General features: G+C 43.0%; 27 protein-coding genes and 3 tRNA genes. 13 read left to right on the top strand and 17 right to left on the bottom strand.

The genetic code is table 11. The features are described from left to right. Positions 1-4 precede the first annotated feature (4 nt). From GBN19_RS05240 to GBN19_RS05230, 3 genes are read right to left on the bottom strand one after another with little or no spacing between them, the layout of a single operon-like run. Positions 5-1,423, bottom strand: coding sequence for a coniferyl aldehyde dehydrogenase (locus GBN19_RS05240; RefSeq protein ID WP_151777416.1), 1,419 nt, complete (start codon positions 1,421-1,423; stop codon positions 5-7). A gap of 9 nt (positions 1,424-1,432) precedes the next feature. Next, positions 1,433-2,119, bottom strand: coding sequence for a type 1 glutamine amidotransferase domain-containing protein (locus tag GBN19_RS05235; RefSeq protein ID WP_151777443.1), 687 nt, complete (start codon positions 2,117-2,119; stop codon positions 1,433-1,435). An 18-nt stretch (positions 2,120-2,137) separates the two neighbouring features. After that, entirely contained in the window at positions 2,138-2,746 is a 609-nt protein-coding gene (locus GBN19_RS05230; protein WP_151777415.1) for a TetR/AcrR family transcriptional regulator, read from the bottom strand. Between the two features lie 476 nt (positions 2,747-3,222). Between GBN19_RS05230 and GBN19_RS05225 the strand changes: the two genes are divergently transcribed. The 4 genes from GBN19_RS05225 (at position 3,223) to GBN19_RS05210 (ending at position 8,206) form a co-directional block, all read left to right on the top strand. After that, positions 3,223-4,407, top strand: a complete 1,185-nt coding sequence (locus GBN19_RS05225) for a 5-methyltetrahydropteroyltriglutamate--homocysteine S-methyltransferase (RefSeq protein ID WP_151777414.1) — start codon at positions 3,223-3,225, stop codon at positions 4,405-4,407. A 102-nt stretch (positions 4,408-4,509) separates the two neighbouring features. Next, positions 4,510-5,916 (top strand): methylenetetrahydrofolate reductase C-terminal domain-containing protein, encoded by a 1,407-nt coding sequence (locus GBN19_RS05220; protein WP_151777413.1) that lies wholly within the window; start codon positions 4,510-4,512, stop codon positions 5,914-5,916. 156 nt (positions 5,917-6,072) lie between these two features. Next, positions 6,073-7,371, top strand: coding sequence for an FAD-dependent oxidoreductase (locus tag GBN19_RS05215; protein WP_151708434.1), 1,299 nt, complete (start codon positions 6,073-6,075; stop codon positions 7,369-7,371). Position 7,372: 1 nt separating this feature from the next. Beyond that, positions 7,373-8,206 carry an SAM-dependent methyltransferase gene (locus GBN19_RS05210; protein ID WP_228271213.1) on the top strand — a complete coding sequence of 278 codons (834 nt, stop codon included), beginning with the start codon at positions 7,373-7,375 and terminating at the stop codon, positions 8,204-8,206. Here GBN19_RS05210 and GBN19_RS05205 read toward each other — a convergent pair. The 3 genes from GBN19_RS05205 to hisF form a co-directional block, all read right to left on the bottom strand. After that, entirely contained in the window at positions 8,187-9,083 is an 897-nt protein-coding gene (locus tag GBN19_RS05205) for an EamA family transporter (RefSeq protein ID WP_151708435.1), read from the bottom strand. The two genes, GBN19_RS05210 and GBN19_RS05205, sit on opposite strands and share 20 nt — an antisense overlap. 134 nt (positions 9,084-9,217) lie before the next feature. Continuing rightward, positions 9,218-9,293, bottom strand: a tRNA-Thr gene (locus GBN19_RS05200). A 71-nt stretch (positions 9,294-9,364) separates the two neighbouring features. After that, positions 9,365-10,123 (bottom strand): imidazole glycerol phosphate synthase subunit HisF, encoded by a 759-nt coding sequence (gene hisF / locus GBN19_RS05195; protein WP_151777412.1) that lies wholly within the window; start codon positions 10,121-10,123, stop codon positions 9,365-9,367. Between the two features lie 112 nt (positions 10,124-10,235). Between hisF and GBN19_RS05190 the strand changes: the two genes are divergently transcribed. From GBN19_RS05190 to GBN19_RS05180, 3 genes are read left to right on the top strand one after another with little or no spacing between them, the layout of a single operon-like run. Continuing rightward, positions 10,236-11,192 carry a homoserine kinase gene (locus GBN19_RS05190; protein WP_151777411.1) on the top strand — a complete coding sequence of 319 codons (957 nt, stop codon included), beginning with the start codon at positions 10,236-10,238 and terminating at the stop codon, positions 11,190-11,192. Between the two features lie 2 nt (positions 11,193-11,194). Next, positions 11,195-11,812, top strand: a complete 618-nt coding sequence (locus tag GBN19_RS05185) for a DUF1294 domain-containing protein (RefSeq protein ID WP_151777410.1) — start codon at positions 11,195-11,197, stop codon at positions 11,810-11,812. A 14-nt stretch (positions 11,813-11,826) separates the two neighbouring features. After that, positions 11,827-12,222 carry a DUF4870 family protein gene (locus GBN19_RS05180; protein WP_151708439.1) on the top strand — a complete coding sequence of 132 codons (396 nt, stop codon included), beginning with the start codon at positions 11,827-11,829 and terminating at the stop codon, positions 12,220-12,222. Positions 12,223-12,260: 38 nt separating this feature from the next. On the opposite strand, the gene hisA is transcribed toward GBN19_RS05180, so the two are convergent. The 4 genes from hisA to hisB all read right to left on the bottom strand — a co-directional run bounded on the left by hisA (position 12,261) and on the right by hisB (position 14,934). Continuing rightward, complete coding sequence (hisA, locus tag GBN19_RS05175; RefSeq protein WP_151708440.1) at positions 12,261-12,998, bottom strand: 1-(5-phosphoribosyl)-5-[(5-phosphoribosylamino)methylideneamino]imidazole-4-carboxamide isomerase; 738 nt, start codon at positions 12,996-12,998, stop codon at positions 12,261-12,263. Between the two features lie 74 nt (positions 12,999-13,072). After that, a complete protein-coding gene (locus GBN19_RS05170) occupies positions 13,073-13,663 on the bottom strand; it encodes a 3'-5' exonuclease (RefSeq protein WP_151777409.1) in 591 nt (196 codons plus the stop codon). 60 nt (positions 13,664-13,723) lie between these two features. After that, complete coding sequence (gene hisH / locus GBN19_RS05165; protein ID WP_151708442.1) at positions 13,724-14,341, bottom strand: imidazole glycerol phosphate synthase subunit HisH; 618 nt, start codon at positions 14,339-14,341, stop codon at positions 13,724-13,726. After that, positions 14,341-14,934 carry an imidazoleglycerol-phosphate dehydratase HisB gene (gene hisB, locus GBN19_RS05160; RefSeq protein WP_004898951.1) on the bottom strand — a complete coding sequence of 198 codons (594 nt, stop codon included), beginning with the start codon at positions 14,932-14,934 and terminating at the stop codon, positions 14,341-14,343. Before hisB ends, hisH begins: the two co-directional genes overlap by 1 nt. Positions 14,935-15,023: 89 nt before the next feature. Between hisB and GBN19_RS05155 the strand changes: the two genes are divergently transcribed. The 4 genes from GBN19_RS05155 to GBN19_RS05140 all read left to right on the top strand — a co-directional run bounded on the left by GBN19_RS05155 (position 15,024) and on the right by GBN19_RS05140 (position 17,265). Beyond that, positions 15,024-15,425: a GNAT family N-acetyltransferase gene (locus GBN19_RS05155; protein ID WP_151777408.1), complete on the top strand. Its 402-nt coding sequence runs from the start codon at positions 15,024-15,026 to the stop codon at positions 15,423-15,425. Positions 15,426-15,488: 63 nt separating this feature from the next. Continuing rightward, positions 15,489-15,564, top strand: a tRNA-Phe gene (locus tag GBN19_RS05150). A gap of 128 nt (positions 15,565-15,692) precedes the next feature. Next, positions 15,693-15,768: transfer RNA gene (locus GBN19_RS05145), tRNA-Phe, on the top strand. A 150-nt stretch (positions 15,769-15,918) separates the two neighbouring features. Continuing rightward, a complete protein-coding gene (locus GBN19_RS05140) occupies positions 15,919-17,265 on the top strand; it encodes an Nramp family divalent metal transporter (protein WP_151777407.1) in 1,347 nt (448 codons plus the stop codon). Here the strand turns inward: GBN19_RS05140 and GBN19_RS05135 are convergent. From GBN19_RS05135 to ompR, 4 genes are all read right to left on the bottom strand, one after another. Continuing rightward, on the bottom strand, positions 17,262-17,681 hold the full coding sequence (locus tag GBN19_RS05135; protein ID WP_151777406.1) for a GNAT family acetyltransferase: 420 nt from the start codon (positions 17,679-17,681) through the stop codon (positions 17,262-17,264). The two genes, GBN19_RS05140 and GBN19_RS05135, sit on opposite strands and share 4 nt — an antisense overlap. 129 nt (positions 17,682-17,810) lie before the next feature. Continuing rightward, positions 17,811-19,301 carry an acetyl-CoA hydrolase/transferase family protein gene (locus GBN19_RS05130; protein ID WP_151708445.1) on the bottom strand — a complete coding sequence of 497 codons (1,491 nt, stop codon included), beginning with the start codon at positions 19,299-19,301 and terminating at the stop codon, positions 17,811-17,813. Between the two features lie 268 nt (positions 19,302-19,569). Beyond that, positions 19,570-20,982 carry an ATP-binding protein gene (locus GBN19_RS05125; RefSeq protein WP_375707853.1) on the bottom strand — a complete coding sequence of 471 codons (1,413 nt, stop codon included), beginning with the start codon at positions 20,980-20,982 and terminating at the stop codon, positions 19,570-19,572. Positions 20,983-20,997: 15 nt separating this feature from the next. Further along, positions 20,998-21,762, bottom strand: coding sequence for an osmolarity response regulator transcription factor OmpR (ompR, locus tag GBN19_RS05120; RefSeq protein WP_004898958.1), 765 nt, complete (start codon positions 21,760-21,762; stop codon positions 20,998-21,000). A 315-nt stretch (positions 21,763-22,077) separates the two neighbouring features. Between ompR and GBN19_RS05115 the strand changes: the two genes are divergently transcribed. Together GBN19_RS05115 and GBN19_RS05110 are read left to right on the top strand one after the other, a co-directional pair. Continuing rightward, positions 22,078-24,438: a Tex family protein gene (locus GBN19_RS05115; protein WP_151777405.1), complete on the top strand. Its 2,361-nt coding sequence runs from the start codon at positions 22,078-22,080 to the stop codon at positions 24,436-24,438. Positions 24,439-24,521: 83 nt separating this feature from the next. Continuing rightward, positions 24,522-25,028 (top strand): DinB family protein, encoded by a 507-nt coding sequence (locus GBN19_RS05110; protein ID WP_151777404.1) that lies wholly within the window; start codon positions 24,522-24,524, stop codon positions 25,026-25,028. 49 nt (positions 25,029-25,077) lie between these two features. Here GBN19_RS05110 and GBN19_RS05105 read toward each other — a convergent pair whose 3' ends face one another. From GBN19_RS05105 to GBN19_RS05095, 3 genes are all read right to left on the bottom strand, one after another. Next, positions 25,078-25,965, bottom strand: coding sequence for an SDR family NAD(P)-dependent oxidoreductase (locus tag GBN19_RS05105; protein ID WP_151777403.1), 888 nt, complete (start codon positions 25,963-25,965; stop codon positions 25,078-25,080). A gap of 274 nt (positions 25,966-26,239) precedes the next feature. Further along, entirely contained in the window at positions 26,240-26,542 is a 303-nt protein-coding gene (locus tag GBN19_RS05100) for a PLP-dependent transferase (RefSeq protein WP_266095376.1), read from the bottom strand. Continuing rightward, positions 26,508-26,617, bottom strand: a 110-nt coding sequence (locus GBN19_RS05095) for a transposase (protein WP_171494437.1), incomplete at its 5' end; no start/stop codon positions are given. The genes GBN19_RS05095 and GBN19_RS05100, both read right to left, overlap by 35 nt.

The raw sequence follows: 26,617 nt of genomic DNA, 5'->3' as shown, positions 1-26,617 counted from the left end.
AACATTACTCCTGAGCTGGGTTCAGCATATCCTGTAATTGCTGATACGCTGCTGCATAAGGTGCGCGTAAACGTAAATTGGATTCACCTTGTGGGCTTTGCACCACAATCGGTTTGGCATGACTAAAACGTCTGAACCCATGAACCCCGTGATAAGCCCCAATTCCCGATGCACCGACACCGCCAAATGGTAAAGTTTCAATCACCACATGGGTCATGACATCATTCACCACCAACGCACCCGAAGTGGTTCGTTCAGCAAAATACTGTTGTGCTGCGGCATCTTCTGAGAAGTAATACGCTGCCAACGGGCGTGGATGCGCATTGATATAGTCAATCGCTTGCTGTTCTTGCTGATAGGTTTTAATCGGCAAGATCGGACCAAAAATTTCTTCCTGCATCACCAACATGTCATCGCTGACATTCAGCACCAAAGTCGGCACAATTTTACGACGGGCATCTTCATGAGTGGCATCCTGAGTGTGCGCAGTCAAAGGAATCAAGGTCGCTCCTTTGGCTTGAGCATCTTCTAAGACATGCATTAAACGCTGATAATGACGTGGGTTAATAATCGCGGTGTAATCAGGATTATCTTGGAAATGACTAAAGCTCTCAGCGATAAATTGCTGGGCGAACGTCACAAAATCCTGCTGTTGCTGTTCAGGTAACAACACATAATCAGGTGAAATACAGATTTGCCCTGCATTGAAGGTTTTCACCGTCAAAATGCGTTGCACAGCCTGTTCAAGTTTGGCATCAGGGGCAATCACCACAGGTGATTTACCACCCAGTTCCAAGGTCACAGGCACCAAATTTTCTGCGGCGGCGCGCATCACATGGCGCCCGACTTGGCTACTCCCTGTAAACACCAAATGATCGAAAGGCAGTGCACTAAAGGCAGCACCCACCTCGGCATCACCCGTCACCACACCCAGTTCCAGTGCATCGAAATATTGTGGAACCAGTTCTGCCAATAACTCAGCCGTTTCTGGGGTCAGTTCAGACGGTTTAATCAGGGCACGGTTGCCCGCAGCAAACACACCTGCCAGTGGGCTAAAGGCAAGATTCAGCGGAAAATTCCACGGGCTGATAATTCCCACCACACCGAGCGGTTGCTGATGAATCTCGGTACGCATCTCAGCATACGGTGCAGCCACAATTTCAGGTTGTGTCCACTCAGCCAGTTGTTCTTGGGCATAACTCAGTGCAGCAACCGATGACAGAATATCTGACACCAAACTTTGGTAAGCGCTGCGATGCCCAAAATCTGCCGAAATCGCAGCAATGAGTGCTTCACGATTTTCAATCAATAATTTCTTGGCACGTTCCAAACGGTCATGGCGTAGTTCCAGACTAGCAGGGGCCGCTTGGGTATGCGCTTGGCGCATGGCTGCCAAGCGTTGTTGTAAAGTTGAAATATCCATCTGATATACTTAAGCTGCTGGATTTAGTAAAGCAAGAAGCTCTTCTGCAACAGCTTCCGAGCTGGCAGGGTTTTGTCCTGTTACCAAATGTCCCTCCGTCACCGTGAAGGACTGCCAGTCTGCACCTTTTTGATAGTGTGCGCCTTGTGCTTTAAATTCATCTTCAATTAAGAACGGTACAACCTCAGTCAGCCCAACCGCAGCTTCTTCACTGTTGGAAAAGCCTGTGACATTTTTACCTGCCACAAAAGATTGACCTGCTGCTGTTTTGACATGTTTCAGTACCGCAGGGGCGTGGCAGACCAAGCCCATTGGTTTACCTGCGCGGTCAAAATGCTCAAGCAGTGCAATGGAGTCGGCATTTTCGGTCAAATCCCAAAGCGGGCCATGACCTCCTGGGTACATCACGGCATCGAAACCAGTCACATCAACTTCAGCAAGAACGTGGGTGTTTGCCAAGAGTGCTTGCGCTTCAGCATCTTGCTCAAAACGTCGGGTTGAATCCGTCTGGAAATCAGGTTCGTTACTTTTCGGGTCAAGTGGTGGTTGCCCACCTTGTGGTGAGGCTAGGGTAATCTCTGCACCCGCATCTTTAAACACATAATACGGTGCAGTAAATTCTTCCAACCAAAAACCTGTTTTATGACCTGTGTTGCCTAAGCGGTCATGTGAAGTCAGTACCATTAAAATTTTCATCATATTCTCCAAAATGCCTTAGGCGGTCGCTTGACCGAGCATAAATTCTGTTGCCCGCAGTGCATCGTGCATCGGGTCTTTGCTTTGACTGAGTTTGCTGAGCAGGGCAGCACCGAGCCACATCTGATACAGCACTTGTGCGGTGGCAGCAGGGTTGCTGCACAGATGCATTGAAGCTTCATCGACACCGCGTTGTAGTAATTCACTAAGGCGAGCGAGAATAACCTGCACGCCTTGATTCATGATTTGCCGCATATCTTCCGATAAATCAGACACTTCAGCAGCAAGTTTTACGATCAGGCAGCTTTCAGCCCAACCTGTATCAGGCTGCTCAGGGTCCTGAATCCATGCCTGAAAGTAACTGAGTAATTGCTCACGCGCCGACCGTTCAGGTTGATTCCAAAGCATCGAAAGACGTTGTCCATAGTTGCTGATGTAGTGTTGTAGTAGCTTGCAGCCAAATACCTCTTTAGATGAAAAGTAGTGATAGAAAGAACCTTTAGGAACACCACTGGTTTTTAAAATTTCCTGCAAACCGACACCAACAAAGCCTTTACGCAGTACCAGCTCAAAGCCTGTATCTAAAATATGCTGTCGAGTTTGTTCTGCTTTTTTGCTCAGGGTCATCAGGTTACCTATTTAAAATAGACCAGTCGTCTATTTATTAGAATAGCGTAAATTATTTTGTTGTCAATTGTGTGGGCTTGAAGAGGGTGGATGAGTAAGAAGTTGCGTTAATGCTTCTAAATTCAAATACTTTAGCGAAAATTCTCAAGATTAAAGTCTGAGATTTTTTACAAAAGGCTACAATTGTGATGAGTTCGCCTGATGATGAATTTTGCTCAGAATGAAACCGAGAAACATCATATATAAAACTTAAATGATGAATATTGCTCATTTAAAAATTGCCATTTTTGCTGATGTTTTTTCAGCTTTTGATGAAATATAGTCATATTTATGTATTTTATTTGATCAATAAAAAATTAACTCAATGAAAATAAAAATGTATTTCTATAAATGAGTAAAATTAATCTAATTTTTAAAAACATGAAAATTATTGTTTAATGATGTTCAACGATAAAACATAAATGTTGAGTATTGCCATGAGTAACACCACTGCACAAGCACGACAACAATATGCAGGTTTTAAAGCAGATCACGTCGGGAGCTTTTTACGTCCACAGCGCATTAAACAAGCCCGTTTAGATTTGGCGGCAGGCAAAATCAGCCAAGCTGAATTGACTCAAATTGAAAATGAAGAAATCATTCAACTGGTTGAACAACAAAAACAAAATGGCGTGCATGCCATTACCGATGGCGAACTGCGCCGCGCGTGGTGGCACTTTGACTTTATGGAACATTTGGTTGGTGTTGAAGGTTTCGATGAAGCAGAAGGTTATAAATTTAAAGGCATTGAAACCAAACCGCATCAGGTACGTGTCATTGGGAAAATTGATTTTGCCGATACCCATCCACACTTACAGCATTTCAAATTTTTAAAAGATGTGGTGGGGGATGATACTGAACATGTGGCGAAAATGACCATTCCAAGCCCGAACATGTTTTTACACCGTAAAATCCGTTGTTCCAATGAATTTTATGCCAACAATTTGCAAGCTTATGCAGAAGATTTGGGGCGTGCTTACCAAAAAGCTGTACGTGCATTTTATGAAGCAGGCTGCCGTTACTTGCAACTTGATGATGTGTACTGGGCATTTTTGGTGTCACAACAACGCCAAGATGAAGAACAACAATTTGGTGAAACGACACAAAGTCTGGCAGAAGCCTGTGTCACAACCTTGAATTTGGCATTGCAAGACAAGCCCGAAGATTTGGTGATCGGCATGCACATTTGCCGTGGTAACTTCGCATCAACATGGATTTATGAAGGTGGTTATGACGGCATTGAAGACTATATCTTCAAGCATTTGCACAATATTGACCGTTATTTCTTGGAATATGACAACGAGCGTTCAGGTGGTTTTGCACCATTGGCAAAACTCAAAGGCAGCAATGCGGAAGTGGTCTTGGGTTTGATCACTTCTAAAGTGGAACAGCTTGAAGATAAAAAGGAAATTGTGGCACGTATTCGTGAAGCAGCACAGTATTTACCGCTTGAACAGTTGGCACTTAGCCCACAATGTGGCTTCTCTTCGACTGAAGAAGGCAACCATGTTGCGTATGAAGCGCAGTGGGAAAAACTACGTCTAATCAATGAGATTGTGGCGGAGGTTTGGTCAGCTGCTCCGCAAGCGAGCAGCAAAACATCATTCGTTGTTGAATGCTAATCTGATTGAAAAGGCTGCATTCAACGCGATGCAGCCTTTTGCTATTTTTCTTGTGTCTGGGTCTTTGCTAAAATACGTCTTTAGATTGATATCCCTGCGCACATGTCGGCACTTTCGCATTATTTGCAACAGCAACAATTTTGTCTGATTCTCGAACAGATCGTATCGAAACGTGCGACTTTGCCCTCAGTTTCTAGTTTGGCAGGTTTGCCGTGTGTCATGGCTTTTGCAGATCGTGTACATGCTGATGATGATCCATCCCCCATCTCTTTGGCGCAAAGAGTTAGCCCTGAGCAAGCTAAGTTATTACATTTCTCAGGGAAAGCACGTGATCTCAAAGATTTAGAGCAGTTTATTGAGCAAGCCAAACAACAAAATATGCGTGATGTGCTGTTACTGACAGGTGACAAACTCAAGCAGCATAATTTTGGCAACCAAGATCCGCTGCAACGCACACGTTATTTAGAGTCGGTCAGTAGCCTGATGTGGGTGAAAGCACATGCGCCCGACATGTACTGTGGTGTAGCGTTTAATCCCTTTAAATACACCGAAAGTGAAGAACAAGCCCAGTATTTAAAATTTGAAAAAAAACAGCGTGCTGGCGCAGATTTTGTAATAACCCAGTTGGGGTATGATCTTGCTAAGATTTTAAAATTTAAACAGTTTGTAGATCAAACAGTGCAGCCTTGTCTAGTTTTGGCCTGCGTGATGCCGTTGACTTATCGCCGTGCCAAATTTATGGTCAAGCAAGAAGTGGCAGGGATCGAAATTAGTCGTCATTTACTACAACATTTAAAAGCTGAGCTACAGCAAGATGCTGCATGGGCAGAGCAGCGGGTGTATGCGCGGGCAGCATTGCAAATCTGGATTTACCGACATTGGGGACTGGCAGGTATTCATGTCTCAGGTTGTCAAAATTCCGAACAGCAAGCCCTACTTGAACAGGCATTGGCTCAGTACGAAACATGGACGCTTGAACAGTGTCTGATGGAATGGAATCATCTGTGCAAGATTGTGCGTGGTGATGAAATGCAGCCTGATTTATCGGTAGCCTATCCGCAGCAACAGCCTTCGGTGTTGAAATATCAGATGTTACAGGTAACGCATGACTGGTTATTTGATAGCGCACTGGCACAAAACATTGGGCGATGTGTCTTTCAGTTAAAATTTTGGCAAAAAGGCTGGGCAGCGAAAAGTATTTTGGCCGTTGAATATGCCAGTAAACATACTGTCGTTGGTTGTGAAAGCTGCGGGCAATGTCGTTTGGCAGAAACCCTGTATATTTGCCCTGAAACCTGCCCGAAAGGTTTAGCCAATGGCCCTTGTGGTGGTACGCGGTTAGATCGCTGTGAATTTGCGGATCGTGAATGTATTCACAGCCAAAAATACCGTTTGGCCAAACAGGTCAAGCAGCAAGAGCTTTTACGCAGTGAACTGATTCCTGCCGTACCTGTCGAAGTCCGTCAGACCAGTTCGTGGGTGAACTGGTTTCAGCCGAAAAATCAGTGATTTTTCCATGATTATTTTGAAAATTTCAAGGCAGAATTTCTTGCAAAAAACGACTGTAAAAGAATGTAAAAAAACGAATTATGGTATTTTTTAACAAGGTATTTGTCCACGACTTCGCACATAATGAAAAAAATGGGCTAAAAAACGGATAAAACATTGGATATTGCAGTCATTGGTAGTGGCATGGCTGGGCTTGCCACAGCACGAATTCTCAAAGATGCAGGACATAATATTACCGTATTCGAATCGTTGCCCGGACGTGGCATGGACAGTCATACGGTTGAATTTGATGGGGGAATTATCGATGCGCCCTTGCGTGTCATGAACCCTTATCTTTGGAAAAATACCTTAAGTCTTGCAACACATTTAGGCATTAAAACCTTTCCAGTACGTACTTATATGGCATGTAGCTGGTTGTTTGAAGATAAAACAGAAACGTGGTTAACCACGTCACGCGCACCGATTGGGAATTTCCCGATCATCAATAACCGTAAAGGTTTACAACAATACGGTGTGCGTATCGTGAAAGGCATGCTCCAGCTGAAAACTGCGATTCACCGTTTCTTTAAATCAAAAAACCAGAATATTACGCTCACCGAATTTATTAATAAAAACGACATTGAAGAAGTGTTCTGGCATGGTGCAGTCATGCCTGTGCTGTACACGATCTGTACCTGTAACCCGAAAACCATTGGTGAATGGCCAGCAAAACCGCTATTGGTCTTTTTAAGCCAGTTGACCAGTGGTGTTGAGTTATTACGTTTAAAAGGCGGTACGCCTGCTTTTGTGAATAAGTTGATGGAAGGAATCACAGTGCATAGTGGTGCTGCGGTGACTAAGGTTGAACTGAAAGATGATAAAGTCTTTGTTGAAAATCAGGCAGGTACACAGCAATTATTTGATCGTGTGATTGTGGCAACCCCAACCAATAAAGTGGAAGACTTCCTGAATCCAGAACAGTTTGCTGAAGATTTGCAGCTTTTAAAACAGTTCCGTTTTGAAGAAGGTGACTTGGTCATTCATACCGATGCAACGGTGATGCCGCCACGTCGTAAAGACTGGGCAGTCCTCAGCTATATGATGGATCGTAAATTTACCCGTCAGCAGTTTACCGTGTGGATGAATGCGATTGAGCCAACTTTGGTCGGTAAAAGTCCTGTGTTCCAAACATGGCGTCCAGTGACACCGATTGATCCGAAGAAAGTTATCTCAACGGTGAAATTGAGTCGTGCTGTGGTGAATTCACAAACTGTGGAATTGAGCCAAGAATTGCAGCGTCGCCAAAAAGCACCAGACCGTAAAGTGTATTTCTGTGGTTCTTGGTCTTGTGATGGTTTGCCAATTCTTGAGTCTGCGGTGACTTCAGCGATGCAAATTGCGAAAAATCTGGGTGCGCCAATTCCATTTGTAGGCTTAAAACCAAAACCAGAAGTTGCACCAGAATTAGGTTACTAATTTGCGCTTATTGCAACGGCTCCGCCAAAAACTCCCTCAGCATAAGTATGCGATAGATACAAAAATGCTGGGGGATGCTGCAACACTGGCGTGGAGTAATTTGGGCTTGTGGTCGTCACAAGCCCAAACTTATGTCGAGGCCTGTGAACAGCTTGCAGCACATCTCGCTCAAAGTATTCAGCTCTCAGCACAAGATTGCCTGCTCGATTTAGGCTGTGGGCATGGCGCGAGTTTGCAATATTGGGCACAGCATTATGCAGTGCAGCATATTGAAGCGGTTGAAATACAAACGGCATGTATTGAAAAAATTCAGCAGCAAGCCTTGGCTTGTGTGCGTGAGTTGCATCAGTGCTCGTTTATGAATTTAAATGCGGCAAATTTTGCTCAGAAATTTGATGCCATTGTGTGTTTAGATGCACTTTATCATTATGATCTGCATCAATTTATTCCTCAGATTCCCACACTGTTAAAACCTCAAGGTCGAATTGCTTTTCACACGTTACAGCTCAGTGAGAATTGGTCAAATGCCCATTTTTTGAGTCAGCAACGTGATCAATATTTATTAAAACTGGCAGATGTTCAACTCAAGCATCTAATGTCACAAGCGCAATTACAACAATTACTTGAACAGCAAGGCTTTAAGCAAATCCAAATCCAAATTTTATCTGAACCTGTATTGGCGGGCTTTGCCGATTATGTTCAGCGACAACCTCAATTTCATGGTTTTCAGCAGGACTTGAATGCTTTAAAAATCCAGATGACAGGCAAACTTTGTCAGCAACTTAGACAAAGTCATCGGATTGATTATGTGCAAGTCAGTGCAACTTTGGCTTAATCCAGCGTTGTCCAAAGACATTAATCACTAAGCCTGAAATAATCACGGCAGTCGCAAGCATTTGATTGATGCTGAGATGTTCTCCCAAGAAAATGGCTGCGGTGATCAGTCCCACGACAGGCACGAGCAAGGTCAGTGGTGCAATCATTGAAGTTGGGTATTTGCTGAGTAAGTAACCCCAAAGACCATAGCCCATAATCGTGGCAATAAAAGCCAAATAACCTACCACAAAAATTTGATGCACATGGGCATGCTGCAAGCTCCAAACAATCTTGTCAGAACCTTCAAATATCCATGAGCATAGAAAAAATGGCAAAATGGGAACTAGCGCACTCCAAACCACCAAAGACATTGGGTTGACCTGATGCTGTTGCACAATCACTTTATTGCAAATATTGCCACATGCCCAAGACAACGCGGCAGCAAAAACCAAGAGCAGGGGGATCATCGGAAGATCAGTTTTACTGCCTGTATGCGATTCGACAGCCAGTAAGAGAATACCCAATACTGCAATCGCCATTCCAGCATAATGATGACGCTGGATTTTTTCTTTCAGTAAAGAATGACCAAGCCATAAGGTAAAAAAAGCTTGTGCTTGTAACAGCAATGAAGCCAAACCTGCGGGCATTCCCAAATGAATTGAAAGAAACAGTAAGGCAAACTGCCCAAAACTAATGCTCATGCCATAGGCGATTAACCATTTGAGCGGAATACGAGGCGCACGAATAAAAAATAAGGCAGGAAACGCCACCACACTAAAGCGTAAACCTGCGAGGAGTAAAGGTGGAATTTCTGCGACCCCAAGTTTAATCACAACAAAATTGAGCCCCCACGCGAAAATGATACACAGCGCTAAACAGAGATCTTTAATTGACATGGTCATCATTAGATTTTATCAAATGGTTGAAACGTATTTTAAATACACCCAGTCTAAGCATAGCTTAAAAATTGATTTTTAATGCAATAAAAAAAGCCCCAAGTTTTTTCAAACTTGGGGCTTTTTGAATTCGATGGTGCCGACACACGGATTCGAACTGTGGACCTACTGATTACAAGTCAGTTGCTCTACCAACTGAGCTATGTCGGCAACGTGGCGAGAATTCTACTGGATTTGTGTAAAAGGTCAAGCCAAAAAATGAACAATTGATTTAAAGCAGCTTACAAACGCATTTCAATGCCTTGCGCTGCCAAAAATTGCTTCGCTTCAGGAATTGTATGCTGACCAAAGTGGAAAATGCTGGCAGCTAAAACTGCATCTGCGCCACCTTTTAAAATTCCATCAGCCAAGTGTTGCAAATTGCCGACACCACCAGATGCAATGGTTGGAATGGTGACACGGTCATTAATGGCACGCATTAAAGCAATGTCATAACCTGCTTTGGTGCCATCGGCATCCATACTGGTAAGCAGGAGTTCACCCGCACCGTAGTCTGCCATTTTAACTGCCCAGTCAATCGCATCAATGCCTGTGGGTTTACGACCACCGTGAGTAAAGATTTCCCATTGATTGTCACCCGTTTTTTTGGCATCAATCGCAACGACAATACATTGAGCACCAAAACGTTGAGAGGCTTCCTGAACAAATTCAGGGTTAAACACGGCAGCCGAATTAATGCTGACTTTGTCTGCGCCAGCATTGAGTAATAAGCGAATATCTTCAACTTTACGGACGCCACCACCCACAGTCAGAGGAACGAAAACGCTTTCTGCCATACGTTCAACAGTACGATAAGTGGTGTCACGTCCATGATGGGTTGCTGTAATGTCGAGAAAGGTGATTTCATCTGCACCTTGTTCGTTATAACGGCGTGCAACTTCAACAGGATCACCTGCATCACGAATATCTAAAAATTGTACGCCTTTCACTACACGGCCATTGTCCACGTCAAGGCACGGAATAATACGTTTTGCAAGCATTGTGACATCCAAATGTATCGGTCTATGGAAAGAAAGTTCCCGAGAAAGGGTGACATCTTGGTAAACTGTGGCAACATTCTACCAAACTTATTTTGTTTCACGCAGGTTTTCTATGTCGGTTTACACTCCTTTGAGTTTAAATGAAGTTCAGCAATTTTCCGCAGCCTATGGATTGGAGGTGGTTGAGCTGATTCCGATTCAAGGTGGGATTCAAAATACCAACTATTTCATTGTGACTCATGACCAAAAACAGTTTGTACTGACCGTCTTTGAAAATGAAACAGAGCAAAGTGCAGGAGAGTTGGTTCCTGTCTTACAACAGTTAGCAGCACATGGTGTACCTGTCGCTGCACCACTCTCGCATGGCGGGCGTGCGATTCACTATATTGTGGGGAAACCTGCACAAATTGCCCCACGCGTTTGGGGTGAGCATCCTGAGATCACCACAACGGGACAAGTGGCAGAAATTGCCAAAGCGCAAGCTCAACTGCATGTTGCATTGCAAGATTTTCCACTCACCCGTAGCCATAGCCGTGATCATGGGTATTGGGCAGAGATAGGGCAAGATTTAAAAAATAGCATGTCCGTAGCCGATGCTGAGTTATTTGATCAGGTCTATGCGGTATTTGCTGAGTATCAAGCCCAATATCCGCAACGTCCAAAAGGCTGGGTACATTCAGATTTATTCCGTGATAATACGCTATTTAAAGGCGATGAACTGCAAGGCATTCTGGATTTCTTTGAACTGAATTTTGATGAGTTATTGTTTGATGTTGCGATTACCATCAATGATTTTTGTAGCCAGTTCCCAAATGTGGAATTGGATGCTGACAAACTACAAGCCTATTTAGATGCCTATCAGCAGATTCGTGTTTTAACTGACGATGAACAAGCATGCTTGGATGTTTACTTGGCGATGGCAGCATGTCGTTTCTGGTTGTTACGTTTAAATGTTGCTCGTCTGAATGCAGCGCAAGGACGTGGTGGAGACGATGTACACTGTAAAAATCCAAATGAAATGCGCGCGATGCTACAGCAGCGTTTAACTCGATTAAGTCAGGAATCATAACAATGCGTGATCAAGGGCGCTTAGTTGAATGGTTAGATGACAAAGGCTATGGATTTATTCAGCCCAATGATTTGAGTAAGCCACGAGTTTTTTTGCATATCAAAGATTTTGCGCAGCGTGGCCCACGTCCAATTTTAGGCTGCGCACTGGATTACGTGGTGATTGTAGATGAGCGTGGGCGCTTTCGTGCCAAGCAGGTGGTTTATCTAAAAGCCAAGCAAAGTCAGCCTAGTCATCAGCCTCAAACACGAGCGGCAGCATCGAGTTTGCATCCCATCGTGATTGTTATGGTGATTTATGCACTATTTTTATTGTTGGCAGTGGGACTCAAGGCTTTGCCAAGTGGTTTGTTGCTTTATATCCTGCTGATCAATGCGGTGTGTTACTGGCAATATGCGCATGATAAAAAAGCAGCTCAGCAAAAACAGCGTCGTGTTCCTGAGCAAACACTGCATATTTTGTCTTTGCTTGGAGGATGGCCTGCTGCATGGTTTGCACAACAAAAGTTACGTCATAAAACTCAAAAACAACCATTTCGCCAAATTTATTTTGCGACCATTGTGCTAAATATCATATTGTTATGTATAGTTATAGCATTCTTTCCAAAATTCATACATTAGATAAGGAGAGTTAAATGTACATTGATAGCGAACTACAGGCGAAAAAGAATCTCACCTTATTGCTGTATGTGCTGTATGGTTTTGCAATTTTTTCCGCGGGGATTTTGGCAATCGTTGCCTTGATTGTGAATTATGTCAAACGTGATGCGATGCACGGTACGATTTATGCCAGTCATTTTACTTGGCAGATTCGTACGGTGTGGTGGTACTTGTTTTGGAATATTCTGGGTCTATTGCCTTTTGGGTATTTGTTTTTTAGTTTTGATCAGCCTGATGTGTTTATTGGTGGATTATTTGCCGCACTGGTGTTTTGGGTGGTGGTGGCAACAGTTTCTTGGATTTGGATTGTCTATCGAGCAGTGCGTGGCGTGATTGCTCTGAATGATGAACAACCGATGTATCAGAATTAAAAAAAGAGCTCAGATGAGCTCTTTTTTATAAGCTTGAATTAGATCAAAATTTTGTCTTCATCAAGTAAGATTTGTGCATCACGTAAGTTGAGTGTGCCTTCATAAATTGCACGACCTGTGATTGCGCCAAGAATGCCTGATTTACCTTTTAATGCACGAACATCTTCAAGATCGGTTACGCCACCTGAAGCAATAATCGGTAAGCCACAGTAGTCTGCAAGTGCCACAGTTTGCTCAACATTGACACCTTGCATCATGCCATCACGGGCGATGTCGGTATACACAATGCTCGATACACCTGCATCGGCAAAGCGTTTTGCCAAATCAGTTGCTTTCAAGTCAAGCACATTTGCCCAACCATCTGTCGCAACGTAACCGTCTTTGGCGTCGATACCGACAATGATGTGACCTGCAAATTTCTTGCATGCTTCTTCTACAAACTCGGGTTCTTTCGCCGCTTTTGTACCAATAATCACAAAAGAAACGCCAGCTTCCAAATAGTGCTCAATAGTTTCAAAAGAGCGAATCCCACCACCGATTTGAATCGGTAAATCTGGGTGTGCTTTGGCAATCGCTTCAACCACGCCTTTATGAATCGGTGTTCCTGCAAAAGCACCATTCAGATCAACCAAATGCAAGCGACGTGCGCCTTCATTTACCCAATGGGTTGCTGTTGCCACTGGATCGTCAGAGAAAACGGTATCATCTTCCATACGGCCTTGTTTTAAGCGAACACATTTACCATCTTTCAGGTCAATCGCTGGGATGATGAGCATGCTGTAGCACCTTATTAAAATTGCAATCTAAGAATGGGATTTATCTTAGCAAACTATTTTTAAATCCTTAATCCTTAATCACTTGGATTTTTAATTTTCTGCAAAGCCAAATAAACCTGCAAACTGGCATAGGCATCATTGGCTGCATAGCGTTTTTGCATTAAAGATAAGGGTTGTTGACTCCAGTTCGATACAGTAACACGATGTGGCTTGGCTAAATATTGCTGCAAAATCAATGCAACAGCAGTTTGAATACCCACCTGATTGTCATAGCCAAAGTCTTTGAATTGATGAGATAGATCGAACAGTCCTTCCAGTTTAAGCTGATGCTTATGCAGCAATTTTTTATCATTTTTTAAACCGAATCCCACTTTGAGAATCTTCGGATTGGCGAGTAATGCTTTGAGTGCAGGCTGTTGAAACTGCGAGTATGGGAATAAAAATGTGTATTCGGGTGTTGCGATCTGAATCAGATGTGGTCCTGTTTGCACTTCACTCTTTTGAAAAGTGGGTTTGCTTTCCGTGTCAAAACCGACACAGTTGAGTGTTTCGAGCTGTTGCTCAAAGAGTAAAACCTGTTCAGGTTGCTTAACATCAATCATCTGTTGATCGCTTACCCCTTGAAAAGCAGGCAGTTGAGACAGTGTGGCTTTATCTAAAGGCATACAAAAGGCAAAAAAATCGACCTAGATACTATAGGTCGATTTATTCACTTCTGGAAAGAATTAAATATCCCATTCCACAAAGTTTTTGAGCAGTTGCAAGCCTGCGGTATGACTTTTTTCAGGGTGGAACTGTGTCGCAAACAAGTTTTCTTTCAAGATTGCAGTACAGAACTCAATTCCGTAGTCACACGTTGCAGCGACAACGTTTGCATCTTTCGGTTCAACATAATAGCTATGCACAAAGTAGAAGCGGGCATCTTGTGCGATGTCTTTCCACATTGGATGACTTGGGTCACGTTGATGGACTTGGTTCCAACCCATATGTGGCACTTTTAAACCTTCAATTTTTGGAAAATGTTTCACCACACCTTCAAAAATACCGAGTGCTTCACTACCGCCATTTTCTTCCGAGCTTTCAAGCAACGCCTGCATGCCGACACAAATTGCGAGTACAGGTTTATTGAAAGCGGCATTACGAATCACGTCATCAATGCCTGCTTCACGCATCCCCTGAATACAGTCGCGCATAGCACCAACGCCAGGGAACACGATTTTATCAGCTTGAGCAATCAGTTTAGGATCATTGGTCACATCAACCGTTGCACCGACATATTCTAGGGCTTTTGCCGCAGAGTGAAGATTGCCCATGCCATAGTCAAGTAAAGCGATACGGGTCATTACAAGCTCCCTTTAGTTGATGCGATACTGTCAGCAGCACGCGGATCAACTTCACACGCCATACGTAAAGCACGCGCAAAGGCTTTAAACACGCTTTCAATTTGGTGGTGGCTATTTTTACCTTTCAGGTTATCAATATGTAGCGTCATCAGGGCGTGATTGACAAAACCTTGGAAAAACTCGGAGAATAAATCGACATCGAATGTACCAATGCGTGCGCGGGTAAATGGAATATCCATAAATAAGCCAGGACGGCCAGAAATATCCACAACAACACGTGATAAAGATTCATCAAGAGGTGCGTAGAAATGTCCGTAGCGGCGTATGCCTTTTTTGCTACCAAGCGCTTGAGCAAATGCCTGACCGAGTGTGATGCCACAATCTTCAACAGTATGGTGATCGTCAATTTCCAGATCGCCGTCGCAATGGATGTCGATGTCGAACAGACCATGTCGCTTGATTTGATCAATCATATGGTCTAAAAAGGGAACACCAGTATTTAATGTGCCTTGACCCGTACCATCGAGGTTAACCCGAACTCGAATTTTGGTTTCGTTGGTATTTCTGACCACTTCACTGATACGTTGCGTCATAGACACATTCCTCAAAAACGTCAAATTTTGCGATAAAAATAGCTGTGCGATTGAACACAGCATATTAATTTGCTCAGGAGGGTTAATCAATGCCTATTACCGTACATGCTTATACTTCTCTTCCAAGTGAAGATATACGCAATCAGCTTGAGCGTTTATATGACACCAGCCCTGAATTTAGCGATGGGCAAGATGCAATTGATCAACTTGAACACAATCTCACTCAGTATACCTTACTTTATACTGCAGAATTTAATAGCCGTATTATTGGTGCAATTTGGTGTCGTGGAACAGGTGAAGAACGGACTTTAGAATATATCGTTGTTCACCCAGCCAATCGTGGACGTGGGGTTGCTGAACGTTTGGTGGCTGAAGCGTGTCGTATGGAAAAAGATAAACAAGCGCTACGTTTTATTCCGGGTTGTGGTGCAATACACCGCTGTTTAGTTCATTTGGGGCAGTTATCTGTGGCAACGACGCCACAACAATAAAATGAAAAAAAATGATTTAATACTTGACGTTTTTAGAATTAAGTTGTTTAATACGCCCACATTGGCGCGATAGCTCAGTCGGTAGAGCAACGGATTGAAAATCCGTGTGTCCCCAGTTCGATCCTGGGTCCCGCCACCATAATTTGTGTTTTCAATCCCTGATTCCTAAATCAGGGATTTTTTTTGCTTAAAGCTTAGCCAAATAGTATTAAAAACAAAATTTTACGTTGACACAATGCTGAAGTTCAGGCTTAATACTTTGCATTCGGCGCGATAGCTCAGTCGGTAGAGCAACGGATTGAAAATCCGTGTGTCCCCAGTTCGATCCTGGGTCCCGCCACCATATTCGAAAAGCCCCAAACTTAAGTTTGGGGCTTTTTTTATGTTTGTTATTTTCTATTTTGTTTTATGATGCAAGAACCACAAAGATAAAAATATGTAAACAATAATCATTTTCAAATAGAATAAAGAATTATTGTTGTTGAGCATGGATATGCCAGAGAACATCAAAAAAAGTTTAGATGAATTACATGCAAGTGTTTCGGTTCCTGAGGTGCATGCAGGATTTTTTAAAAAATTATGGGCATTTTCTGGGCCAGGTGTACTTATTGCCGTTGGGTATATTGATCCCGGCAACTGGATTACTGCGATTCAAGGTGGGGCACTTTACGGATATTTGCTGCTGTTTGTGATTTTAATTTCAAGTTTGATTGCCATGCTATTGCAAGCTTTATGCGGCAAGTTAGGTATTGTCACAGGTATGGATCTCGCGCAAGCGACACGTGCGTGGGTTGGTTCAAAATATGCTTGGATACTGTGGTTATTTGCTGAACTTGCCATTATGGCAACCGATCTGGCTGAAGTGATTGGGACAGCAATTGCCTTTCATTTATTGTTTGGAGTTTCATTATTTTGGGGAGTGGTGTTGACTCTGTTAGATACATGGCTGCTCTTTGTGTTGTTATCAAAAGGAATCCGAAAGCTTGAAGCAGTCGTTTTTGTATTAATCCTGACGGTTTTTGCAATCTTTGCTTATGAGGTCGTACTTGCTAAACCGAATGTGAGCAGTATTGTGCAGGGCTTCTTACCCAGTCCAACGATTTTGACCGCAAAGCTTGAAGGGCATGATTCTGCATTGTTGATTGCATTGGGAATTGTTGGGGCAACAGTCATGCCGCATAACCTGTATTTACATTCAGCTTTGGTTCAGTCACGTAATTATGTGCGCTCAGATCGGCAGCATTTACGTGAGGCAATTCGTTTTGCGACATGGGATTCGAATTTACAATTAAGCTTTTCTTTTATCATTAACTGTCTACTGTTGGTTTTAGGCGCAGCATTGTTTTTTGGGCATAGTTTACCAAATACAGGTCATTTTTCTGCACTGTATGCCTCTTTACAAGATAAAAATATCGTCGGGTCAATTGCCAGTGAAACATTAGCAATCCTGTTTGCAATAGCTTTACTTGCTTCAGGGCAGAACTCAACGATTACAGGAACATTGACTGGACAAGTGGTGATGCAGGGCTTTTTGCAACTGAAAATTCCTGCATGGGTACAGCGTGGGATGACACGTAGTATTGCGATCCTACCTGTATTGCTGTGCTTGTATATTTGGGGGGATCGTGAGCGTGCTTTAGAAAATCTGCTGGTTTATTCTCAGGTATTTTTAAGTTTAGCTTTGCCGATGTCGATGATTCCTTTAATTTATCTGACTTCAAGTTCAAAAGTGATGGGAGAATTTGTAAATTCAAAGTTCACCAAAGTGCTGGTGATATTATCTGCAGCACTTTTAATCGGTTTAAATTTATTGTTGATTATAGAATTTATGTTTTCCTAATCCTGAATCAGGCGTTTACCCAAACAAACGGTTTCAACTTCCTCGTAACCGAGCTGATCATAGAACTGACTGACCGCAAGATTTTCCTGCCGCACCAGTAATTGAACTTTGGGACAACCTAAAGCAGTCAGGCGATTTTCCATCTGTTGCATGAGTGCCGTAGCAACACCTAAGCGCTGATAATGTGGATGTACAGCTAAATAATGAATCCAGCCACGATGTCCGTCATAGCCTCCCATAATTGAGGCTATCAAACGCTGATCTTTTTCTGCAACTAAGAATAAACCATCTTTCTGCTGTAGTTTACGAAAGGCATCAATTTCTGGATTATTCCATGGGCGGGTCAGATTGCACATTTCCCACAGTGAAACGAGGTCTTCAATATCTTGGTCTTGAACTTGGCGAATGACGAACATAATTTTTATATCATTAGAATGGTTCTAATTAAAATAATCAAAAAATTCGGGTTGTGTAAGGTATTTTAGACAAAAGAAAAGAGGCATGTAACAACATGCCTCTTTTTAAAGATTCAGTCTAAAACTGAATTAAGGCAGCATTTTGCCTTTTTCTTCAAAGTTAGTGTGCCACTCAACTGCTTCTTTAAGTAGGTGAGGGGTATGACCACCTTTTGCACAAGCACGGTCAAAGTAGTCATTCAACGCAGCTTGGTAGTCAGGGTGTACACAGTTGTCGATAATCACGCGTGCGCGCTCACGAGGTGCAAGACCACGAAGGTCAGCAAGACCTTGTTCAGTCACTAAAATATCAGTGTCGTGTTCTGTGTGGTCAACGTGGCTCACCATTGGAACAACAGAAGAAATGTCACCGCCTTTCGCAATTGATTTGGTGACGAAAATTGCAAGGTGAGCATTACGTGCGAAGTCACCAGAACCACCAATACCATTCATCATTTTGGTGCCGCCAACGTGTGTTGAGTTCACGTTACCGTAAATATCGAACTCAAGTGCAGTGTTGATCCCGATAATGCCTAAACGACGTACCAATTCTGGATGGTTAGAAATTTCTTGTGGACGAAGTACAAATTTGTCTTTGTATGCTGCAAGGTTGCCAAATACACGCTCGCCACATTTTGGAGAAAGTGTCATTGAACAGCCTGAAGCAAATTTCATTTTACCAGCATCAATCAACTCGAAAGTACAGTCTTGTAGTACTTCTGAGTACATAACAAGGTCTTCAAAGCTCGAGTGTTTAAAACCAGTCAATACAGCATTGGCAATTGAACCAATCCCTGCTTGAAGTGGTGCAAGGTTATGCGGTAAACGACCTTCAGCCACTTCTTTTTCAAAGAAGTCGATCAAGTGGTTAGCAATTGCTTGAGTTTCTTCGTCTGGATCAGTCACGTTTGATGGTGAATCTGGAATATCGTTAAATACGATACCCACAACTTTGGCTGGATCAAACTTGATGCCTTTTGTACCAATGCGTTCTTCAACATGCGTTAAAGGCACTGGACCACGATTTGGACGTGATTCAGGAATATAAATGTCATGTGCACCTTCAAATTCAGTACTTACAGACGTATTGATTTCGATGATGAGTTTGTCAGCAAATTCAACAAAACTTGCAGAGTTACCTACAGACGTTGTTGGAATGATGAAGTTGTCTTCTGAAATCGCAACCGCTTCAATGACCGCGATATCTGGGCGTTTTAAAGTCAGGTTACGCATTTGTTCAACAGTTTCAGACAAATGCTGGTCAATAAACATCACTTGACCGTTATTGATGGCTTTACGAAGTGTATTGTCCACTTGGAATGGCATACGACGTGCTAAAGCACCAACTTCTGTGAGTTGTTTGTCTAAATCATTACCTAAGCTTGCGCCTGTAATTAAAGATATTTTTAAAGGATTTGTTTTTGCGCGCTCAACCAAAGCCAAAGGTACTGCTTTTGCTTCACCAGCACGAGTAAAACCGCTCATCCCTATTGTCATACCGTCTTGAATTAATTCTGCTGCTTGCTCGGCTGAAATGACTTTGTCATGTAATGAAGCTAAGCGAATACGATCTAATGACATGTTCTACTCTCAAAAAAAATGGATTTTTAAGTTATGCAGAGGCGATTCTACCCTTTGAATCACGAATTTTCATGCTTGTTAGGCTAAGGTCTAATTTTTAAAATAAATATAAATATCAAGAAAATAAATGATTTTTAAGGTTTTGAAAATCATCAATAAATAAAAAAGAAATCAAACGTTTGTCTAATAATTTTTTGATGAAAAAACAGACATATTATTTCGGTTTTGTAATGTCTTTTACCCAGTGTTCAAAAAGGGGCTTGAACTTTTATGAATTTTCAGATTTAGGTAGAGGGAGTGAAATAATCGCTTCAAAGCCACCTTCAGCACGATTACGCAAAATCAGTTCACCCTGATGAATATCCACAATTCGTTTCACAATCGCGAGTCCTAAACCGCTGCCCTGAATTGTGCGGGCGCTATTGCCGCGTACAAAAGGCTGCATCAGGTCATCAATTTGATCTTCAGGAATACCTTCGCCATGATCAGCTACACAAATTTTGATGCTCTCGGCATCAGAACTTGCAGACAGTTCAATAGGTTCAGCACCATAGCGTTTGGAATTGTTAATCAGGTTACCAATCAAGCGTTTTAGCGACAGGCTGCGAGCAGGAATAATCGGAAGAGGCTCTGGTGTGAAGCGAATATCGAGTGGTTTAAACTGGACAACTAATTCTTGTAGTAATGTATTGATATTGGTATCTGAGAGTTCTTCATCAGATCCATCACGCATATAAGAAATGAACTGATTTAAAATCGCATCCATATCTTCAACATCGTAAATTAGCCCATCCCGTAAAAATTCATCGGGGAGCATTTCAGCGGTCAGACGAATACGGGTCAGTGGTGTGCGTAAATCATGTGAAATTCCTGCAAGCATAATACGGCGGTCTTTTTCGATTTGCTCAAGCGTGTAAATCATATGATTAAAGGCTTGGTTGACTTCGCGAATTTCAAGAGGTCCATGATTGGTTGCCAAGAAAGGTGCTTTGCCTGTTTTACTGTAGCTATTGGCTGCATTTTGCAAGCGTTTGAGTGGTCGGTTTAGCTGGCGTACTAAAGTTAAAATGATCACCGCAGAGAAAATTGGGACACCCAAGAACCAAACTAAAATCAATTCTAAGCTGTAGTTGGCATAGTTTTTTAGCGGTTCACGAACCCAAGCACCATGCATACTTGGCGTTTGTACCCAAATACTCGGGGTTGGCTTGAATTTAAAGAAGACCGTGACATCTTGAGGATTGGCACTGATTTGTTCAGCTAAACTTTTTTCAATACGATCTGTGAAAAAGTCAGCGATGGGCTTGTCAACAATTGCAGGGAATTTACGCTTATCGGTAATAAACTCCACACCCAAGCGTTTGTTGAGCCATGTATCAACAGGAATTTCCTGCCCATTGTGTAAGATTTTAAAATTTGGGTTATGAATAATTTCAGATTCAATTGCCAAATAACCCGCGTGTTGCTGGAGTTCAGGCAAGTATAAGGTACGCCAAATGAACCATAACGACATAAACAAACTAAAGCACACTACAAAAGTCACAAGAACTGTGGTGCGCAGCGCAGCCGAACGCGGTTTTAGTTTATCTAAAAAGCGTTCAAATTGGGTTCGTGGTTTGGCATAGTAACCCGAAGAATCGAGAACAATATTATTCTTCGGGTTATTTGGTTCAGCTGTCACGTAAGACCGCCCTAATTATTCGGCACCATCTGGAACAAACACATAACCGACGCCCCAAACGGTTTGAATATAGCGGGCACGTGCTGGATTATCTTCAATCAAACGGCGCAAGCGGGAAACCTGTACGTCAATTGAACGTTCCATTGCACCCCATTCACGACCACGGGCAAGGTTCATGAGCTTGTCACGGGTCAACGGTTCACGCGGATGCTGTACCAGTGCTTTAAGGACAGCAAACTCACCTGTAGTTAAGGTGACCACTTGACCTTCACGAGTCAAGGTGCGAGTCGACAAGTCGAGTGACCAAGGACCAAAACTCACCACTTCCATATGCTGGCTTGGCGCACCAGGCACTTCACGCACTTGGCGACGCAAAATAGCGCGGATACGTGCAAGCAATTCATTTGGGTTAAATGGCTTTGGCAAATAGTCATCTGCACCTGCATCTAGACCAGAGATACGGTCAGAATCGCTACCACGTGCAGTCAACATAATGATTGGCGTATCGATATTCGATTGGCGTAAACGACGGCAGATGCTTAAACCATCTTCCACAGGTAGCATGAAATCGAGCACAATTAACGAAAACAACTCACGTTGTAACAGGCGATCCATTTGAGTGGCATCGTGAGCAGTTTTCACGACAAAGCCTTTATCTTCTAAAAAGCGTTGCAACAAAGTACGAAGACGGACGTCATCATCTACGACCAAAATTCGTTCAACGCGATCGGTGTCGTGAAGTGCGACATCTTTATTGTCAGCAGGTACCACTAAACTCATGAAGTGCTCCCTTGATTATCATTTATATAATAGTCGATGCTTTGAGTATAATGCTTTCATATTACTTATGGCTATGTATTAATTTGCTCAAATTAACAAATATATACAGTCGCCTACGATATTTTACCTAATTTTTATTCAATTGATTTTATTCAGCTCTTTTTCTAAAAAGCAAGTGACAGCAACAACGGAAAAACCAAGAAACAACTGAATGATGATGATAATTTTAGTTTTTCGGCATAATTTCTGTAGATTTTACGAGCATGGTCTTTATAATCACTGCTTTTAGTTCTATTCCTTATGGGATCAAACACGATGACTGACCTCGTTCAGCAGTTGGCAAGCGAGCTTGCCGTACGTCCGAACCAAGTAGAAGCTGCGATTCGCTTAATTGATGAAGGCGCAAGTGTTCCGTTTATTGCCCGCTACCGTAAAGAAGTCACCCAAGGCTTAGACGATACACAACTGCGTCAGCTCGATACGCGCTTGAGTTATTTGCGTGATCTCTACGAGCGTCGTGAAAAAGTAATTCAATCATTACAAGAACAAAACAAGCTCAATGATGATTTATTGGCACGCGTGAATGCGGCAGAAACCAAGAATGCGCTTGAAGAAATCTATGCGCCATACCGCCCAAAACGTACCAGCAAATCGTTCAAAGCACGAGAGGCAGGTTTAGGTGATGCAGCAGAGAAAATCTTGACAGAACAGCTTGAGCCAGTGGCTGCGGTTGCAGGTTTTGAACATGTGGACTACCCAGATGTTGATAGTCAGCTCGATGCGGTTCAACACATTATTATTGATGACTGGGCGCAAAATATTGCACTGACCACAGAATTAAAAGCGCTATTTGCAAAAACTGCCATTTTAAAAAGTGCAGTGGCTTCGGATGAGAAAAAAGAAGTTGGCAAAAAGTTCCGCGACTACTTCGAATTTTCAGAAAATCTGAACAAAGTACCATCGCATCGTTTATTGGCGATGTTGCGTGGTCGCCAAGAAAATGTCTTGGGCTTAAAGGTTGATGGTGAAGATGATGCAGCGATTGCTCGTATCGAAACTGAATACAATCTCGATCAAGTTCAGCCACAAGCTCGTCAGGATTTCTTAAAGCACACAGCAAAACTGTTCTGGTTGGGTAAACTACGTCCGCAAATCGAGCATTCTTTACTGACTGAAAAACGCTTAGCGGCTGAAGCTGAAGCAATGAACGTATTTGCTGAAAACTTACGTCATTTGTTGTTGTCTGCACCAGCGGGGACGCGTTGTACACTGGGTGTCGACCCTGGTATTCGTACAGGCGTGAAACTGGCGGTTGTGAACCAGTCGGGCGATGTGGTTGCACACAGCACGATTTACCCATTTGCACCCAAAGAAGATAAAGCAGGTTCAATTGCTGAGTTAGCGCGTCTTTGCCGTGAACATCAGGTTGAACTGATTGCGATTGGTAATGGCACAGCAAGCCGTGAAACTGAAGCTGTGGTTGCTGAAATGATGGCGCAAAATACCGATCTTCAATTGACCCGTATTACGGTCAGTGAAGCTGGTGCATCCGTCTATTCAGCTAGTGAGCTTGCATCACAGGAATTGCCAGAACTAGATGTTTCAATTCGTGGTGCAGTGTCGATTGCACGTCGTTTACAAGATCCATTGGCTGAGCTTGTAAAAATTGATCCAAAATCAATTGGTGTAGGTCAGTATCAACACGATGTGAATCAAACAGGTTTAGCAAAAACGCTGGATGCAGTGGTTGAAGACTGTGTGAACGCGGTGGGTGTAGATGTAAATACAGCATCGGCAGCAATTTTGGGTTATATCGCGGGTCTAAACAAAGCGATTGCACAGCAAATTGTGGACTATCGTAAAGAAAATGGTCGTTTCGATACGCGTCAAGGCTTGAAAAAAGTGCCTCGTTTAGGTGAGCGTACTTTTGAACAAGCGGCAGGTTTCTTACGTATTCAGGATGGTGCTGAACCATTAGATGCTTCTGCGGTTCACCCAGAAAGTTATGGTTTGGTTGAAAAAATCGTCGCAGCCAAAGCAATGACAGTGAAAGATATGATCGGGAATACCGAGATTATCCGTCAGGTCGATGCGGATCAGTTTGTCGATGAGCAGTTTGGTCTGCCAACCATTAAAGATGTTTTGGCTGAACTTGAAAAACCAGGTCGTGATCCACGTCCAGAATTCCGTACAGCGAAGTTCCGTGAAGACATCACGGAAGTTGCACAGTTGACTGAAGGCATGGAGCTTGAAGGTGTCGTGACCAATGTCACGAACTTTGGTGCTTTCGTGGATGTCGGCGTGCATCAGGATGGTTTGGTGCATATTTCTGAATTGGCGAATGAATTTGTTTCTGATCCGCATAAAGTGGTAAAACCAGGTCAAATTGTGAAAGTTCGTGTGATTCAGGTCGATGCAGAGCGTCATCGTGTGAATTTGAGTATGCGTCCAGAAGGTTCTCAAGCGCCTGCGAAACCACAGCGTCAACCACGCCGTGAGCAGTCTGCTGATCAGGCGGATCGTAAACCAAAACGTCCGCAGCAACCACGTAAAGAGCAGGGCGATCGTCCACAGCGTCAAGGTGGTCAGAAGCCACAAGGCAATAAACCACAAGAACAGAAAATTGGTGGTTTAGGTGCGCTGTTGCTGCAAGCAGGGATTAAAGGTTCAAAATAATTTGAACTGATGAAACCTCCCTTCGGGGAGGTTTTTTTATGCAATTAAATTAAAAAAATTGAAAGAAGAAAGGCATAACAATCATGGATATTGAAACTTTAAAGCTACTGGCACATTACAATATTTGGGCAACCACAAAACTGAATCAGACTTTAGCCGATGTGAGTGATGCTGATTTTTATCGGGATATTGGCTTATTTTTTAAAAGTATTTTTGGGACTTTAAATCATGTATTGCTTGGTGAGCATGCGCTTTGGTTTGCACGTTTTGCAGAAGGACATTCACCAACATTAACGCTAAATACGATTGTTAAACAAGATCGGCATGTGCTGGTTCAGGCATTGCAGGAGAAAGCCAGCAATTGGTTAATATTCCTAGATGAGCTTGATCCTCAGCGTTTGACAGGAACTTTGGATGATCAAACTTCAACAGGTCAGCCGAAATCCTTGCCTTATGCAGCGACTTTATTGCATGTGTTTAATCATGGTACACATCATCGTGGACAGATCAGCGCAGCCTTAACGGCAATGGGATATCCATGTCTAGAATTGGACTTGGTATATATGTTGGTTGAACAACAAAATCGTTGAGGATGGAATAATGACCAAGCCTATCTACTAGACTTGGTCAGCTGAGTCATTACCAATGCTCACCAGGGAACAAACGTGCATACGTGCGTTGCAACAAATTCAATTTTTCCTGTTCGCCGACTGAAGCGCTAGAGCTAGGGAATAGGTTAAAGCCAATCGACATTAACTTATTATTAATTTCAGGTGCAATCGCATACGTCAATGAAGACAGGTAACCCAAGTGCGTGGCAATTTTCTTCGGTCTTTTCACAATCGCATAGGCCACCAAATCCGCTGCCTGCTCAGGTGAAAGCGTTGGGACATATTTATAAATTTTGGTCGGTGCAATCATTGGCGTGCGTACCAATGGCATATACACCGTGGTAATCGAAATTTTATGTGAGTGTACTTCGGCAGATAAACAACGGCTAAATGCATCGAGAGCCGCTTTAGACGCCACATAAGCAGAAAACCGAGTCGCGTTGGCAAGTACACCAATTGAGCTGATGTTAATAATTTGCCCATTTTTACGGTTAATCATGTGTGGCAAAATATTTAACACTAAACGCACAGCACCAAAGTAGTTCAGCTGCATGGTGCGTTCAAAGTCATGGAAGCGGTCAAGCGATTCATGCACAGCACGGCGAATCGAGCGTCCTGCATTGTTAATCAAAATATCAATATGATCGACATCGGCTAAAATCTGCTTAGATACGGCATCAATCGCGTCCATTTCATTGAGATCGCAAGGATAAACAGAAGCTTTGCCACCTGCTTGTTCAATTTCCGCTTTAACTTCTAAAAGTTTTTCTTCTGTTCTCGCAATTAAAAGTACATGTGCGCCTGCACTTGCTAGTCTTTTAGCGACAGTCATGCCAATGCCACTTGAAGCACCTGTGACTAATGCAATTTTGTCATGCACCTTATCTTGGAATAGTTTTTCAAGTTTCTTATTCACGTGTTTAGCCTGCCTCGATTCAATCTAAAGGAAATAGAGTATGTAATTATTCTATGGGATATTGCTGGCTTTCTTGAAATAAAAACGTCAAGATTGCTAAAAAAGCATACAACCAATATTGAGAGGAAATCTAGAGATAAGGGTATGAATTTATAAACAATAAATAGAGTAAATACTCTATTTATTATGTGGGTTAGATGATTAAAACATGAAATTGCCCAACGGTCTAGCACAGGTCAAAGAGATGCACTCAAAGCAGGCAACTTCATTTGAATTAACCAGCATTTAACGCTTGTGCAAGGTCTGCAATCAAGTCATCAATATGCTCAATTCCGATGGATAAACGCACCATGTCGACACTGACTCTAGCGGCTTTCAGTTCATCAGGATTGAGTTGGCGGTGTGTGGTCGTAGCAGGATGGCAGGCTAAACTTTTGGCATCGCCAATATTTACAAGGCGCGTAAATAGTTGCAGGGCATCAATAAAGCGTGTGCCACCCGCCAAGCCATCTTGTACACCAAAAGTTGACATCCTCCCCGACCTAAAGGACGGGGATTCCCCCTGCGAGACGCTCATGTCCGAGCGCGAGAATATTCAGTGCTGAGTTTATGTCTCGATCATGGAGCGTACCGCACTCCATGCACTGCCATT

It is taken from the genome of Acinetobacter brisouii (assembly GCF_008993995.1).
In the GTDB taxonomy this organism is placed as follows: Bacteria; Pseudomonadota; Gammaproteobacteria; order Pseudomonadales; family Moraxellaceae; genus Acinetobacter; species Acinetobacter brisouii_A.
This window is presented reverse-complemented; position numbering and strand designations above follow the sequence as displayed.